This window comes from Nocardia vermiculata NBRC 100427, from assembly GCF_001613265.1.
GTDB lineage: Bacteria > Actinomycetota > Actinomycetes > Mycobacteriales > Mycobacteriaceae > Nocardia > Nocardia vermiculata.
Window position 1 is genome coordinate 23316 of the sequence record NZ_BDCA01000014.1, and the last position, 15087, is coordinate 38402.

The following is a 15087-nucleotide window of genomic DNA, read 5'->3' on the forward strand; positions in this document are numbered from 1 at the left end:
ACGAATGCCGGAGGACGCGGTGGTCAGCACTCACAGCCGCACCCGCCGCGGCCGGCCGCCGCAGACCCCCGCCCAAGCCGACGAAGTCCGTTCCCGCATCGTCGACGCCACCGCGGCGGTATTCACCGAGGTCGGTTCGCGGGGACTGAGCGTGGCCCGCGTCATCGAGCAGGCCGGAATCTCCCGGCCCACCTTCTACCGCTACTTCGCCAACGCCACCGCACCGCTCGATGTGATACTCACCCTGTCCAACGACGGGCTGGTCGGGGGAATCCGCACCGCGCTGGAACGCTCCGACGAGCCCGTCGCGCTGGGAATCGGCATCATCGACGCCTACCTCGGCTGGGCGCACGGACACGGCGCGATGCTGCGTCCGGTCTTCGCCGAACTCCACGATCCCGCCTCACCGGTCTCGGCGTATCGTGAGGCGGCCTTCACCGATATCCGTGCGCTGGTGCGGGCCAAATTCGTCGAACTCGGCCGGGCCGTGCCCACCGCCCTGGATCTCGACACCGCCCTGCACATGTGCGAATTCGTCGTCTACCGGCTGTCGGTCACCACGTCACCGGGCGGCGAATCGTCCCCGGACGAGGTTGCCGAAGCACGACTGACCATGATCCGCACGGTGCTGGTCACGATCGGCCGCCGCGAGGATGTCGAACGGGCACTGACGATTCCGGATATCTTCCCGGCCACCCGGCGGTAGCGCCCCGGGTGTTCAGCCGCGCAGCCCGCTCGCCCGCAGTACCCGCCGGGAAATGCCGGCACGCAGTGCCTCGGCGTCCCCGATGATCCGGACCCGCCGCCGGGCACGCGTGATTGCGGTATAGAGCAATTCCCTGGTCAGCAGGGTCGACTCGGCACCGGGCAGCACGATGGTGACCGCGCCGTACTGGCTGCCCTGACTGCGGTGGATCGTCATGGCGTACACCGTGGTCACGCCCGGGAACTGGGTCGGGTGGACCAGATACGGTTCGCTGCCACGCTGTAGTGCGGCGCGCAGCCCGCCCTCCCCGTCGCGCACGATCACGCCGGTATCACCGTTGTAGATGCGGGCTTCATGATCGTTGGCGGTCACCAGCAGCGGCTGACCGGGAAACCATTGCCCGGCAAAGGTTTCGGTGCCGAGACCGGCCGCGGCCACCCACCCGCGGGCCATCCGGTCCCAGCGTTCGACGCCGAAACTCCCCTGCCGATGCGCGCACAGCAGCCGATGCGATTCCATGGCCCGCAGTGCCGCGGCGGCATCACCCTGCTCGGCGGCCGCCGTGGACTCGCGAGCCGCACCCACCACGTCGACGCGTGTCTCGGCGATGTCGTCGGGACCGTGCAGCGACAGCTCCGGCCCACCCGCACTCAACAGCCCCAGTGCGGTATCCGCATCACCGGCCCGCACCGCGACGGCGAGTTCCGCGATTCGGCCACCGAACCGGCGGCCACGAGTGAGCCGGATCATCCCGCCGCGCAGCCGGTTCCGCTCCCGCTCGCTCAGTTCCTCGCCCGGGGCCGGGCCGGAGCCCGGGCTGCCGTCCGGTCCCGGGGACGCAGCGTCGTGTGCACCGACGCCGGCGCCCGGCACCGCATCGGTCACCGCGGCCGGACCAGAACCGGCACCGGTCGCCGGGGCAGCGACCGCCGCAGCGCCGGTCCCGGTTCCTGTCCCGAGGATCCGGTCGAGTGCCGGATTCGGTGGGCCCAGCACCGGGCCCGCGACCAGATCGGCGAGCACGGCTCCGGCGTCGACGGAGGCCAGCTGATCGGGGTCGCCGACCAGGACCAGCCGGGCATCGAGCCGCACCGCCGGCAGCAACCGGCTCATCATCGTCAGCGACACCATCGAGGTCTCGTCGACCACGATCACGTCGTAGGGCAGGCGGTTGTATTCGTGATGGCGGAATCGGGTGGTGCCGCCGCGCTGCCAGCCCAGCAGCCGGTGCACGGTGGCGGCCGTCAACTCCGGCAGCGCCAGCTCCCCGGCTTGTTCCCGCACCGACTCCTGCAGCCGCGCCGCGGCCTTGCCGGTCGGTGCGGCCAGAGCGATCCGCAGCGGCCCGGCGCCGGGGACCGCCCGCCGATGCGCGTCGAGCAGCGCCAGGATACGGGCGATGGTGTGGGTCTTACCGGTACCCGGCCCACCGGCCACCACGGTGGTCCAGCTGGTGGCTGCCACCGCGGCGGCGATGCGCTGCCGGTCCGGAGCAGCACCGGGGTCGCCGGTCCCGGGAAACAGGCGGTCGAGTTCGCGGCGAACGGTATCCGGGTCGACCAGGGGGTGTCCCTCGGCACGGGCGGCCAGCACCCCGCGGATCGTCTGTTCCTGCCGGAAGTACCGGTCCAGATACAGCAGCGGGCCACCGGCGGTATCGACCAGCCGCAGCGGGCACAGCGGGCCCGCGGGACTGCCGCAGACCAGCGGGCTGGCCCGCAACGCCGCACACAACGGTTCGACCTCCGGCCACGGCAGCAGCGCCGGATCGATCGGCGCCTCGTCACCGAGATCGAAACCTTCACCATCGACACCGATTTCGTGCATGCGCCGCAATTCCAGGCAGACCGATCCGGACCGCACCGCACGCACCGCGAGCGCCGCAGCCAGCAGCACCTGTTCCCCGGATTCCCCGCCGAGCCGGCCCAGTCGCAGCGCCACGTGCACATCGGCCGCCGACACCACACCGGCGGTGTTGAAGGTACGGAGCAGGCCGGTGGCCCGCTGGGCGAGCTCGATAGCGGTCACCGCGGCTCACCTCCTGCCAGCAGCTCCGACAGCGCGACCACCAGCGCCGGCGGCGGATCCCAGTCGAAGACGCCGTACCCGGGCGGCGTAGCGGGTCCGATCATCCCGCGTACGAACAGATACCGCACGCCACCCAGATGCAGCCCGGGATCGTAGCCCGGCATCCGCCAGCGCAGATAGCGGTGCAGCGCAGCGGAATACAGCAGTGCCTGCAGCGGATAGTGCGAGCGCATCATCTCCTCGGCCATCCGGTCGCGCCGGTAGTGAGCGACCGTCAGCTCCCCCGTACCGAGGCGGTTCGTCTTGTAGTCGACGACCACGAAACGCGGGCCCGCAGTGCGCAGGACGGCGTCGATGCTGCCGGTCAGATAGCCGCGTAACACCACATCGTCGAGCAGATCCACCGCGTCGGCGTACTCGGCGAACGGATCAGCGGGATCGAGGTGGGTGCGCAGCAGGTCACCGATCCGATGCACCGTCACCCGCCGTGCCACCGGATCGTCGCCACCGGCCAGCGGCAGCTCGAATTCCAGTTCGTTCAACCGATCCCGGGACCGGATATCGGCCAGAGCCACCGGATCGAAGGGGGTGCGCAGCACCGCCTCGAGCGCCCGCGCGAGCACCACGGTATCCAGCTCGGCCATGACCTCCGCGGCGGCATGTTCACAGCGTTTGCGGACCTCGGCGCTCAAATCCGGCGCGTCGGTGTCGACCAGTTCCAGCACGCCGTGCACCAGGGTGCCGAATTCGGCGCCGTAGGGCAGCTCGTTCATCGGCGACGGGGCCGCATCGGCGAACTCCTCGCTCGCCGAGGTATCGATTTCCGGTGCGGGAGTGAGCGGTTCATCGGTGCCGGCACCGAGATCGTCGCCGGGCGTATCGACCGCTTCCGCACCGGGAACCGACTCGTGCGCCGAGGCGGTCAGTGCCGAATACGAGGTGCGTCGCCACTCGTGGTCGATCCGGCGATCGAAGCTCGCCGCCGCCAGCGGGGTGGAGTCGCCGGGTGCGTGAGTGGTGCGCAAGCGCGCGGAGTCGGGCGCGCGCAACGGTTCGATCCCGATCAGGCCGGGCCCGGCCGCGGCGGACCATTCCTGGAGCCGCCCCAGCATTTCCGGATCGGCGGGGACCTCTACACGGGCAGGCACCTCCGCACTGCCGGGGTCGCGCCCGAGGATCATCCGGTGCAGCGGCGCCGCGGCCGTACCGTAGGTGGGCGCCCACCACGCCACGACCTGACACTGTGCCCGGGTCACGGCGACATACAGCAGCCGCAACTCCTCCCCCGCCTCCTCGGATTCGCACAACCGCCGATGGGCCGCGTAGTCCGGAGCCTCCGGACCACCGACATCGAGAATTCGCTCTCCGTCCGCGTGGAACAGCAGTGTGGCCGGCTTCGGATTCTTCGCCCCGTCCCATGCAAACGGCAGATAGACCAGCGGGAACTCCAGGCCCTTACTGGCGTGGACGGTCGCGATCTGCACGGCCGCGGAATCCCGGTCCAGGCGTCGGCTACGGCCGGACACGGTGCCGGAGGCGGGGTCGCGCACCCGATCGGCCAGCCACCGGGTGAGGGCGGTCGGCCCCAGCGATTCGCGCGCGGCGACCTCGTCGAGCAGTTGCGCGAGATGACGCAGATCGGTGAGCCGACGTTCGCCACCCTGTTCGGCGAGCAGACGCGGCGCGAGTTCGGACTGCGCGCAGAGCCGATCGAAGACCGCCGCGAATCCGGCGCGCGCGAAGATCCGGTTCGCCTCCCGCAGCCGGGTGCTGATCCGGCCGACGAGATCCGGACCGCCGGCATCGATATCGGCCGCGGAGTAGCCCAATAACGGTGTGGTCGCCGCCAGCCGCACCCGGTCGCCGCGGTGCGGCTGCTCGAGCGCGCGTAGCACCCACAGCCAGTCGGTGGCGCTGCCGGTGGCGAACACGCTGGCGCCACCGGCCAACACCGACGCCACACCCGCACGGTCGAGGGCCGCGCGCACCAGATCGGTCTGGGCGCGATTGCGCACCAGTACCGCGATATCACCGGGGCCGAGGTCGGGACCGAGATGTGCGTCGTGCGCGCCCCGATCGATCCGGATCCCCGATTCCAGGGTACGGACGATATCTGCCGCGACGTCCTGGGCCACCCGCTCGCGCTGCCGACCGACCGCCGGGAACCCACTACCGTTCAATGCGCCCGCGCCCTGGCGCGGAAAACACCGCAGCCGCAACGGAACAGGTGCGCCGCCCGGTCCGGTAAGGCGGCTGTACGGGCGCACCGCGGTGACATCGGGCACCGTGATCCGGGGATGTCCGAGTGCGGCGCCGCCGAGCAGATGTCGCACCGCCGCCAGCAGTCCGGCGTCGCTGCGCCGATTGGTGTCGAGTTCACGCCGGTCACCGGCGTGCGCGACCGCGTCCAGGTAGCTGAGGACCTCGGCACCACGGAAGGCATAGATGGCCTGTTTGGGGTCGCCGACCAGCACCAGGGTGGTGTGGCCGTGGAATGCCGTGCGCAGGATGTCCCACTGCAGTGGGTCGGTGTCCTGGAATTCGTCCACCAGGGTTACGCGGAAGCGTTCGCGAATCCGGCGGCAGGCGCGTTCCCCGTGTTCGGGGTCGGCCAGCACCTCGTGCAGCAGCACCAGTTGATCGTCGAAGTCGCGAATGCCCGAAAGCCGTTTGCGCCGTTCCACTTCCGCGCGAACGGCGGCCGCGAACGCCGCGGCCTCCGCGGCCGGATGATCACCGAGCTCGTCGCCGGGCACCAATCGCGCGCGACGATCCGCGACCGCGGCCGCGGCCAGCGATTGCGCGTCGCGCACCGGCCTCGGCGCCCCACCGCGGGCGTAGCGGGCCAGATACAGATCTTCCGCGACGGTGCCGACGAGTTCGTCGACGCCCTCGACGAGCCGCACCCGCGGATCGTGTTCACCGGCGATGCCGAGTTCGTCGAGCATGCGCTGACAGAAACCGTGGGTCGTGGAGATGGTGCCGGCGTCGAAATCCGACAGCGCGGCCAGCAACCGGCCGCGGCGGCGTTCCACCTCGTCGGCACCGGCAGCGGCGAGATGGGCGATCAGTTCGTCGGCACTGCCACGGGCGGCACCGGGATCGACGAGTGCGGCCGCCACCGTCGCGAATCGATCGCGGGTGCGTTCGCGCAGTTCCTGGGTCGCGGCCCGGCTGAAGGTCACCAGCAGCAACTGCGAGATGTCGACCAGGCCTTCGGCCACGAAACGCACGGCCAGGCCGACGATCGCGTAGGTCTTCCCGGTCCCTGCGCTGGCCTCCAGCACGGTGGTGCCCGTCGGCAGCGGCCCGCACAGATCGAATTGTGTTGCCGGGTCCGTGCCGAAGCCGGTCGGCGTGGTGGTGGTCAGTTGCCCGGTCATGGCTGCCCCTGGGATTCGCCGGCCAGCAACGGATTCCACAACCGCCGTGCCACCGAACCGAACGCCGTGGTCTCACCGTGCCGGTCGGGCTGTGGCAGTGTGCCCTCCAACTGCTCGAACGAGGGCCCGGGCCCCCACAGGTAGGTCAGGTAGCGGTCGGTATGGTCGCCGAAGGCGCGGCGATTGGTTCCGCCGGAGAACTCGTCGGCGGCTGCCGCGCGGGCGGCGTCGAGATCCGCACCGCGACAACGGCGTTCGGCGTACAACGCGGTCGCCGACGGTGCGAACGGCAGGGGTTCGGTGAGTCCCTGTTCTCGGAGGTCGGCGAGGTCGCGCAGCAGTTCGGCGGCACGCGCCGGAGCGGGGACGGTGAGCGTGGAACAACTCACCCGCCCGAACCTGCCCCGGCCGACACTGTGCGCCCGCCAGCTCTGATGACGTTCGGTAGCGCCCAGCGCCAGCAATCGCACCCAGGCCGCCGCCCGATGTTTGGGTGCCAGCCGAGAGTAGGTGGCACGCACGATGGCGTCGTCGTGTACCGCGGCGACCGTCCCGGTGAGGCGTCGCCCGTCGCCCAGGTCGACCTCGACATCGACCGCCCGCGCCGGAGCCTCGCGCAGCGGCGCGGCGACCTCCACCAGGCGCTCGACAGTGGACTCGACGTCGGCGAGCACCTTCGAACCGAGCGCGAACGGCGGCAGTGTCCCGCGCCGCCACTCGGCGGCCCGCAGCATTCCCGGATCGGCGCCGTCGAGGCGGGCCGACAGCATGCGTTCACCGATATTCCAGGTGGCCAGACCACTCAATTCGATCGGCAGGCGCTCATCGATGTCCTCGTCCTCCTCGGGCACCCGGATGCCCAGGCGCTGCCACAGGAATGCTCGCACCGGATGTTCGGCGAACGCCACCAGGTCCCCCAGTTCCACATCGGTGCGGGCCGGTGCCGGCAACGGGCCCGGCAGCCACAGCCGACTCGGCTGGGCCGGGGCGGCGGCCGCACGGGCCGCGGCCAGCGCCAGAGTGTCGAATCCGAAGGGCTGTCCGGGTTCGAAATTGCGACGATCGTAGGACTGCAACGGATGACGGCGCACGACCTCACCACCGCTGTGTACGCGCACCGCATCGATCAGCTCGGCCAGCGGCGTCACCGGCGGGCGGATCGCCCCGGTCACCGGATCGGCACCGGTATAGAGCACCACCAGGTGGTCCTGCGCGGCCAGGACCGCGTCCAGCAGCATGCCGCGGTCCTCGCCCCGGGTGTCACGTTCCCCTACCCGGGGCGCCCGTGCGGTGACATCGTCGCCGCCGGCGGTGCCGAGGCGCGGGAAGACCTCGTCGTCGAGCCCGAGCAGCACCACCACCCGATGCGGCACCGCGCGCATCGGCGCGAGCCCGCAGACGGTGAGTTCGCCGGTGCGGTAGTTCGAGCGTGGGGCACGCGCACGCGACCGGGCCCGCAGCGCGGCGATCACGTCGGGCAGCCGCAGCATCGTCTCGCCGCCGTGTTCGAGGATCGTCGCTACCTCCCGGCGCGCCTGCACCCCCTGCCACGCGCTCGCCGGGGGCAGGTCGGTGAGCAGGTCCAGCGCCCGGTGCACCACTCGCAGCCATTCCCGCGCCGGCCGCGGCGCACCGGCCGGCTGATCCGGGGTGGGCCCGCCGAGATCGCGCACACATACTGCGAGCCGGTCGACGAATTCGGCGAACCGACCGGCCAGGGCGACGTCACCGGAATCGACATCGTCGAGCGGCAACGCCAGATCCAGCCAGTCCGCACCCGATTCACCGGCCGCCACCCCCAGCAGGATGCGATCCACCGCAGCGTTGAGTGTGTTCTGGGCGAAGTCGCCGAGGCCGAAGGCGTGGCGCTGTCGCTGCCCGATCGCCCACCTGGCACCGGTTTCGGTCGCCCACTCCCGCAGTCGTTCGATGTCCTCGTCGTCGAACCCGCAGCGGTACCGCACCGGCTCGGCCGCAGCCAGATCCAGCACCTGGGTGACGGCGATGCGGTCCTCGGCGAGTGCGAGCAGATCCTCCAGCACGGTGAGGACCGAGTTCGCGGCACCGGCAGCGCGTTCGGCCGGGCGGACCCGCAGGCCGTGTGCCGGGCCGGAGTCGTACTCGATCGCCGCCGGGCCCTGCCCGAATGCGGCACGTACCAGTGGTGCGTAGCCGTCGGGGTCCGGGCACAGCACGATTACGTCGCGCGGTTCGAGGCTCGTGTCCCGGGCGAACACGCCGAGCAGCACATCGCGTAGCACCTCGACCTGGCGCGCCGGGCCATGGCAGGCGTGGAACTGCACGCTGTCGTCGTGACCGGAAGCATCGGAACTCGACGGCGGCCGATCCGCGCGAACGGCCTGCTGCAGGCGCCACAGCAGGGTGCCGGCGCCTGCGTCACCACGCCGCGGATCCCCGACCTCCGGGTGGAGGGTATCGGCCGAGTCGAGCGCCGTCAGCCGGTGCTGCAGTTCCCGCACTTCACGGCCCAGGGCCGCGAGCAACGGATGGGCACCGGGTGGGTCCGACGCTTGCCGGCGCGGCGCAACCAAAGGGTCGTGCGCCCGGCAGCTGCCTGCCTGCGCTGCTATCGAGTCCCAGAGCATCGGGCTCGGGTGCGCCAGCCAGATGTGCACGTCGCGATGTTCGGCCAGTGCCTCCAGGACGGCGAGTTGACCGGCTGGGAGACGATGCGGTGTGAACAGCGAAACCCGATGCGGCAGATCGATACTCGCAGGATCCTCGCGCAGACGGTGGCGAATCGCGGCGATGCGCTGCGCCGGCGCGGGGGTGCCGATGGCCTCGCGCACCGCCCGCCACAACCGCGGCTGCCACAACAGATCCTCCGGCAGCGGGGAGCCGCAGCCGTCGGTGTCGGCACCGGAGGCCCAGTCGGTGATCAGCGAGGGCCGGGTGCTGCCGTAGGCATCGAACAGGCCCGCGATATGGGTGGCGGTGGCCAGCCGGCGACCGGCGCGGTAAGCCTGCGCCGGGCCCGCGCCGATACCCAGATGACGAGCCACCACCCCGGCCCACGGCTGGTCGAGTGCCGCGTCGAGCGCGTTCAGCACGGGCCATACCAGCCGCTGCGGCGCCCACGGGTCGGAGTCGGCATCGATATCGGCTGCGGCCGCGGAGACGGCGGCGACCAGCGCGGCCGGGCTCGGATAATCGATGTTGGCGCAGATCCCGTCGCCGGCAACCGCACCGAGCGTCTGCGACAGCCGTTGATTGAGCCACCGTTGCACCCCGTGCGCGCCGACGGCGACCACCTCGGTGGCGAACGGGTCCGGCAGCGGTTCGGACAGCATCGTCGCGAGGGCAGCGGCGAGGGTGCTCGCCGAGTCCGCTCGGTGGATGTGCAGCACCTTCGGCCTCTCTGTTCACGCTCCGGGCGGTCGATCGCGATGGGTGGCGTCCTCGCATATCGTGCGCATATCGTGCGCGCCCGATCCTACAAACCCGCCGGCGGTGTCCGGCCACCGCAACCCCGGTCCGCCGCATCCGCTCCCGCTCCCACAAAGCCCACGGTCCGCAATCTCGGCAACACCAGCTACCACCACTGCATATACGCCAGATGTAGCATCTCACCAAACTTTCGGCAACACAATCGCTTCCGGCGCAACGGAACCGGCGGAGGCAGTGTCCGCACTTCGCCGCCGCGTGTCGAGCACCTGCGCGCGCTGCCGTATGTCACAGTGCTGTGCGGGGAGGTTTCGGGAGAAGCGGTATCGAAAGGCTGGTTCGAGTCATGTCTGCGACAGTGGTCCCCCTCATGCCGAGATCCGGGTTCACGGTACGGCGATCGGGCGAGACGTGGGAATTGATCAACTCCCGGCACTACGGCCGCGGGGTCGTGCTGCACCGCTGGGATCGCGACGCGCATTCCGAGGCGTTCGCGCACTGCTACCGCCTGAACGGCCGCAGCGTGGAAGAACTCTTCTCCGCATTCCGCTGAACTGCAACGACCCGCGAGTCATGTCCGAAAGACGCTGACCTGCACCGATCTCCGACTACGGGCACACCGACGGAACGGGATCGAGAGGTGCGCGATCGGTGCGGAGATGGCTAAGGTGTGTCACCGTGCGTTATCCCCGGACCGCGTCACGCGGAATTCGAAACACTCGCCTGGCCGCCGGCGCCTGCGTCGTCGCCGCGGCATTGATGACGAGCGCTCCCGCGCTGACCCCGGCCCCGGCCACCGCCGCACCACTACGGGTGCAGGGTTGCCGCGACGGGCTCGACTGCGATATGAGCAGCCGTATCGCGGCCGTCGACAACTACCTCGCCTCCCGGCCGGGTGTCACCGGCTATGTGGTGCGCGACCGGGTCACCGGCGGCACCTATGCCAACGGCGCGGCCGAGACCATGTTCTGGACGGCCTCGACCATCAAGCTGGCCATCGCCGAGGACCTGATCAACCGCAACCGGGTCGGCGCGATCTCGCTCACCCCCGAGGACCGCAGGCAACTCGAATCCATGCTGGCGACCTCCAACGACGCCGCCGCCGACTACCTGTGGAGCAAATACGCCGGACCGGACCGGTTGGCGTTCAACAACGCCTTCCGCGCCAACGGCATGAGCAGCCTCACGCCGCAGCCCCCGGCCAATGGACGTGCCTTCCCGGACTGGGGTTTTCAGCAGTGCACCCCGGCCGATCTGGACCGCCTGATGAACAACGTCCTCGACCATATGCACCCCGACGACCGCAACTATCTCCTCGACCGCATGCGCCATGTGGACACCAACCAGCACTGGGGCGTGTGGGGTGCGGGCGACGCGATGCAGCCCGGCCTGAAGAACGGCTGGTCGGACGAAAACGGTGGCTGGGTGGTCAATTCCGTCGGCTTCGCCGGTCCCGGCGAGCGCTACACGCTGGCCGTGATGAACTCCCTCGGCGATCAGGGTGGGTACACCGAAGGTTCGGAGACCACCACCCACGTCGCGCAACTGCTGTTCGCCGGTCGCTGACGAACACGAGAGCTCCACTCACAGCCGGGTCAGGCTCATCGGCGCGCCGTCCCGCGGGAACGGGATCGTACTGAAGCCCCAGGGCATCAGATAGTCCCGCGGGACCTGCCACCGGAAGGTGCGCAGCATCGCGGCCAGGACGACCTTCACCTCGAGGGTGCCGAAGTGCATGCCGATACATTTGTGCGCGCCCGCGCCGAACGGCATCCAGGCCAAGCGGTGGGACTTGTCCTCCCGCCGCTCCTCGGAGAACCGCTCGGGGTCGAAACGCGTGGGGTGCGACCACAATTCGGGCAGCATGTGGTTGACAGCGTAGGCAACGTCGACGTGGGTGCCCGCCGGGATGTAGTACCCGGCCAACTCGGTATCGCGGACTGCCCGGCGGACCAGTCCGGGCACCGGCGGGACCAGCCGCAGACTCTCCTTGATCACCAGCTCGAGATCGCGCAGCCGGTCCAGATCCGCAATCGTCGGCGGGGCTCCGTCCAAGTCCGCCAACACCGCCTGCGCCTCGGCCCGCACCCGCTCCTGCCAGTCGGGATGGCGCCCCAGGTAATAGGCGACCGCCGTGGCGGTGGTGGTCGTCGTGTCGTGGGCAGCCATGATCAGGAAGATCATGTGATTGACCACGTCGGCGTCGGAGAACGTATCCCCGTCCTCGGTACGGGCGTGGCACAGCGCCGAGAAGAAGTCCGCCCCCGCATCACGGCGTTTACTCGGCAGCATCGCGGTGAAGTACTGCTCGAGTACCTTGCGGCCGCGCAGGCCCGCACGCCAGGCTCCGCCCGGCACCGGATAGCGGATCATGGCCAGCGGTGCATGCGTGCAATCGAGGAATGCCCGGCCCAGCCGCTGCCGCTCCGGTCCGGCGTCGACGCCCATGAACGTCTCGGTGGCTAGCTCGAGAGTGAGATCCTTCACCGTCGGGTACAGGCGCAGACTGCGGGTGCCGTCCGCAGCCCAGCGTCCCACCGCCGCCTCCACCGCCGGGCTCAGGTGTGCCAGATGCGATTCCAGGCGTTCCCTGGTGAACGCCTGCTGCATGATGCGACGGTGGAACATGTGCTCGGAGAATTCGAGCAGCAACAGGCCCCGGCGGAAGAACGAGCCGATCAGCAGATCCCAGCCCTGCCCGAAATCGTTGCGGCGCTTGCCCAGCACCTCGTCCACCGCCTGGGGCCCGGCAACCATGACACGGTCCACACCGAAGGACTTGTTGTAGCTGACAGCCCCGTAGCGGCGGTAGCGGTCGGTCATCTCCGCCGGGCCCCAGCGCAGGAACTGCAGGCTGCGCCCGAGCAACGGCAGTCCCGAATCTCCCCGCACCGCGACCGCCGTACTGTCCGGCGGCGGGGTGGCCAGCACCTCTTCGTGGGCGGGCAGCAGCCGCAACACCCGGTCGACCGGGTGCCGGTCCGGGATTTCGATGATGCCGAGGTTCTCCCGCTCGGTCACTGCGGGACGCGGGTCGACACTGACCATGGCTGAAGCCTCCCGTACACGACGGTCACACGACGATGTGACCGCAAGGAAAGTACACCTTGTACATTAGAGGTAGAATCGCGCTGTGACAACAGACACAGCGGTGGGAACCGGATCTGCCCGGCGTCCCGGCCGTCCGCCGGGCCCACCCCGCGATCCGCAGCAACGCCGGGCGGAGATACTCGACGCCGCCGAGCGGGCCGTCGGCGCCTCCGGTTCCCGGATGACCATCGCCCAGATCGCCGCCGAGGCCGGATATGCCCGGACGGCGGTGTACGCGGCCTTTGCCGATCTACCGGCACTGATCGACGCCCTCGCCGAACGCCATATGAATGCCATCATCTGCGCCGCGGACCGTCTGCTCGCCCAGCCGTTGCCGGCCCGGCAACTGATGCGCGAGGTGATCATGCTGATGTGCGTTTTCGTCGACACCAACCCGAATCTGCACCAGGTGCTGATGCAACGACTCGAAAGCGGCGACACCGAGCACCGGCCGTTCTTCACTCGGGTATCCGAGTGGGCCACCGCGATTTTCGACACTATTCTGCGTCGCCTGGACGCCGACCCGGCACCGGCGCGGATCTGGGCGACCGCAACCGTGGGAGCCGTACTGATGTCGGCGGAGGCATGGGCCCGGGAACCGACCCGTTCGCGCACCGAATTCGTCGACCAGCTGGCAGCCTTCCTGTGGCCCACCGTGGACAGCGTCGGCGGAGACCGGCTCACCGGACCGCTGGTCCCGACACCGCAGTGATCACGACCTGCCTCGCCGGCACCGCCGCCCTGCACGGGGTGCGGACGCGCCGATATTCGGCGTTCGCCGTGACTTGCGCTCAGGTAGCCGACTACCGTTGACCCTGTCGTAGCCCCCGAACGTCCGGCGAGGAGCGCTGATGGGAACCGAATCTGTCGAGAAACGACGCCACCGCGTGGTGGTGATCGGGTCCGGCTTCGGCGGCTTGTTCGCGTGCAAACATCTCGAGCACGACAACGTCGACGTCGTCCTGATCTCCAAGACCTCCACGCATCTGTTCCAGCCGCTGCTCTATCAGGTCGCTACCGGCATCCTGTCCACCGGCGAGATCGCCCCCGCTACCCGGATCGTGCTGCGCAAACATCACAACACGCAGGTGATCCTCGGCGAGGTCCACGATATCGACCTGGTGAACAAGACAGTGACCTCCGAACTGCTCAACCAGGACACGGTCACCCCTTTCGACAGCCTGATCGTCGCCACCGGCGCCCAGCAGTCGTATTTCGGCAACGACCACTTCGCCACCCACGCGCCGGGCATGAAGACCATCGACGACGCGCTGGAGTTGCGGGCGCGCATTCTCGGCTCGTTCGAAGAGGCCGAACTGGCACGGACCCAGGAAGAACGCGACCGCTTCCTCACCTTCGTGGTGGTGGGTGCCGGCCCGACCGGGGTGGAACTGGCCGGGCAGATCGCCGAACTCGCCGATCGCACTCTGGTCGGCACCTTCCGCAACATCGATCCACGCGATGCCCGGGTGTTGCTGGTCGAGGGTGCAGGCGCGGTACTCGCACCGATGGGGCCCAAACTCGGCCGCAAGGCCCAGGAACGGCTCGAGAAGATGGGCGTGGAGATCCAGCTCGACGCCATGGTCACCGATGTCGACGCGCGCGGCGTCACCGTCAAGAACAAGGACGGCAGTCAGCGGCGCATCGAGGCGGCGTGCAAGGTGTGGTCGGCCGGCGTGCAGGCCAGCGAGCTGGGCAAGATGCTGGCCGACCGGTCCGAGGGCACCGAAACCGACCGCGCCGGCAGGGTCGTCGTCGAACCCGATCTCACGATCAAGGGCCATCCGAACGTCTTCGTGGTCGGTGATCTCATGTCGGTGCCCGGGGTGCCCGGTCAGGCACAGGGCGCTATTCAGGGTGCCACCTACGCCGCCAAACAACTCAAGGCCGAGGTCGCCGGTAAGCAGACGCCGCAGCAGCGCCCGCCGTTCAAGTACTTCAACAAGGGCAGCATGGCGACGGTGTCGCGGTTCAATGCGGTCTGCCAGATCGGCAAGCTCGAGTTCAGCGGCTTCATCGCCTGGCTGGTCTGGCTGGTGCTGCACCTGTACTACCTGATCGGCTACCGCAGCCGCACCGTCACCGTGTTCCAGTGGTTCGTCGCCTTCCTGGGCCGGCACCGCGGTCAGATGGCCGCCACCGAGCAGTGGGTCTTCGCCCGGCTCGCCCTCGAAGCGATGAACGGAAACGGGGGCCGGGCCGAGCCGGAGCGCACCGCCGCCGGCGACACACCTGCCGCCCGGCACAAGTCAGCCACCGTGCCTGCCGCTACTGCGGCCGAACCAGCCGCCGCCGAGACACCACCGGCCGACGCCACGGACGGATCGGACACTGCGAGCGAGACACCCACCGGCGAATCCGCGCCGGCAGGCAGTACCCGCCCGCAGGCGGGCTGACCGACCCACTAGGCAGCGGGCGCACACCGCGGTCCGCTGCCGAGCCCCTACGGCCACCGCCGACATCCCGGTGCCGAGT

The 15087-nt window shown here is 69.7% G+C and carries 9 protein-coding genes; 5 read left to right on the forward strand and 4 right to left on the reverse strand.

Annotation, left to right across the window (positions count from 1 at the left end; genetic code table 11):
* The first annotated feature begins 4 nt into the window (after positions 1 to 4).
* Complete coding sequence (locus NV2_RS15710; protein WP_067874105.1) at positions 5 to 706, forward strand: TetR/AcrR family transcriptional regulator; 702 nt, start codon at positions 5 to 7, stop codon at positions 704 to 706.
* 12 nt (positions 707 to 718) lie between these two features.
* Here NV2_RS15710 and NV2_RS15715 read toward each other — a convergent pair whose 3' ends face one another.
* From NV2_RS15715 to recC, 3 genes are read right to left on the reverse strand one after another with little or no spacing between them, the layout of a single operon-like run.
* Complete coding sequence (locus NV2_RS15715; protein ID WP_067874108.1) at positions 719 to 2734, reverse strand: AAA family ATPase; 2016 nt, start codon at positions 2732 to 2734, stop codon at positions 719 to 721.
* Positions 2731 to 6117: a UvrD-helicase domain-containing protein gene (locus tag NV2_RS15720; RefSeq protein WP_067874111.1), complete on the reverse strand. Its 3387-nt coding sequence runs from the start codon at positions 6115 to 6117 to the stop codon at positions 2731 to 2733. The genes NV2_RS15715 and NV2_RS15720 overlap by 4 nt, the downstream gene beginning before the upstream one ends.
* Positions 6114 to 9485, reverse strand: a complete 3372-nt coding sequence (recC, locus tag NV2_RS15725) for an exodeoxyribonuclease V subunit gamma (protein ID WP_067874114.1) — start codon at positions 9483 to 9485, stop codon at positions 6114 to 6116. The genes NV2_RS15720 and recC overlap by 4 nt, the downstream gene beginning before the upstream one ends.
* 383 nt (positions 9486 to 9868) lie before the next feature.
* Between recC and NV2_RS15730 the strand changes: the two genes are divergently transcribed.
* Together NV2_RS15730 and NV2_RS15735 are read left to right on the forward strand one after the other, a co-directional pair.
* Positions 9869 to 10075, forward strand: coding sequence for a hypothetical protein (locus NV2_RS15730; RefSeq protein WP_067874117.1), 207 nt, complete (start codon positions 9869 to 9871; stop codon positions 10073 to 10075).
* Between the two features lie 125 nt (positions 10076 to 10200).
* Positions 10201 to 11088, forward strand: a complete 888-nt coding sequence (locus NV2_RS15735) for a serine hydrolase (protein ID WP_245662618.1) — start codon at positions 10201 to 10203, stop codon at positions 11086 to 11088.
* 18 nt (positions 11089 to 11106) lie between these two features.
* On the opposite strand, the gene NV2_RS15740 is transcribed toward NV2_RS15735, so the two are convergent.
* Positions 11107 to 12570 carry a cytochrome P450 gene (locus NV2_RS15740; RefSeq protein WP_067874118.1) on the reverse strand — a complete coding sequence of 488 codons (1464 nt, stop codon included), beginning with the start codon at positions 12568 to 12570 and terminating at the stop codon, positions 11107 to 11109.
* Between the two features lie 85 nt (positions 12571 to 12655).
* Here NV2_RS15740 and NV2_RS15745 point away from each other — a divergent pair, with 85 nt between their 5' ends.
* Together NV2_RS15745 and NV2_RS15750 are read left to right on the forward strand one after the other, a co-directional pair.
* The gene (locus tag NV2_RS15745; protein ID WP_157102924.1) at positions 12656 to 13324 is read left to right on the forward strand and encodes a TetR/AcrR family transcriptional regulator; all 669 of its coding nucleotides are present in this window, start codon (positions 12656 to 12658) and stop codon (positions 13322 to 13324) included.
* Between the two features lie 139 nt (positions 13325 to 13463).
* A complete protein-coding gene (locus NV2_RS15750) occupies positions 13464 to 15008 on the forward strand; it encodes an NAD(P)/FAD-dependent oxidoreductase (RefSeq protein ID WP_084474800.1) in 1545 nt (514 codons plus the stop codon).
* Positions 15009 to 15087: the final 79 nt, after the last annotated feature.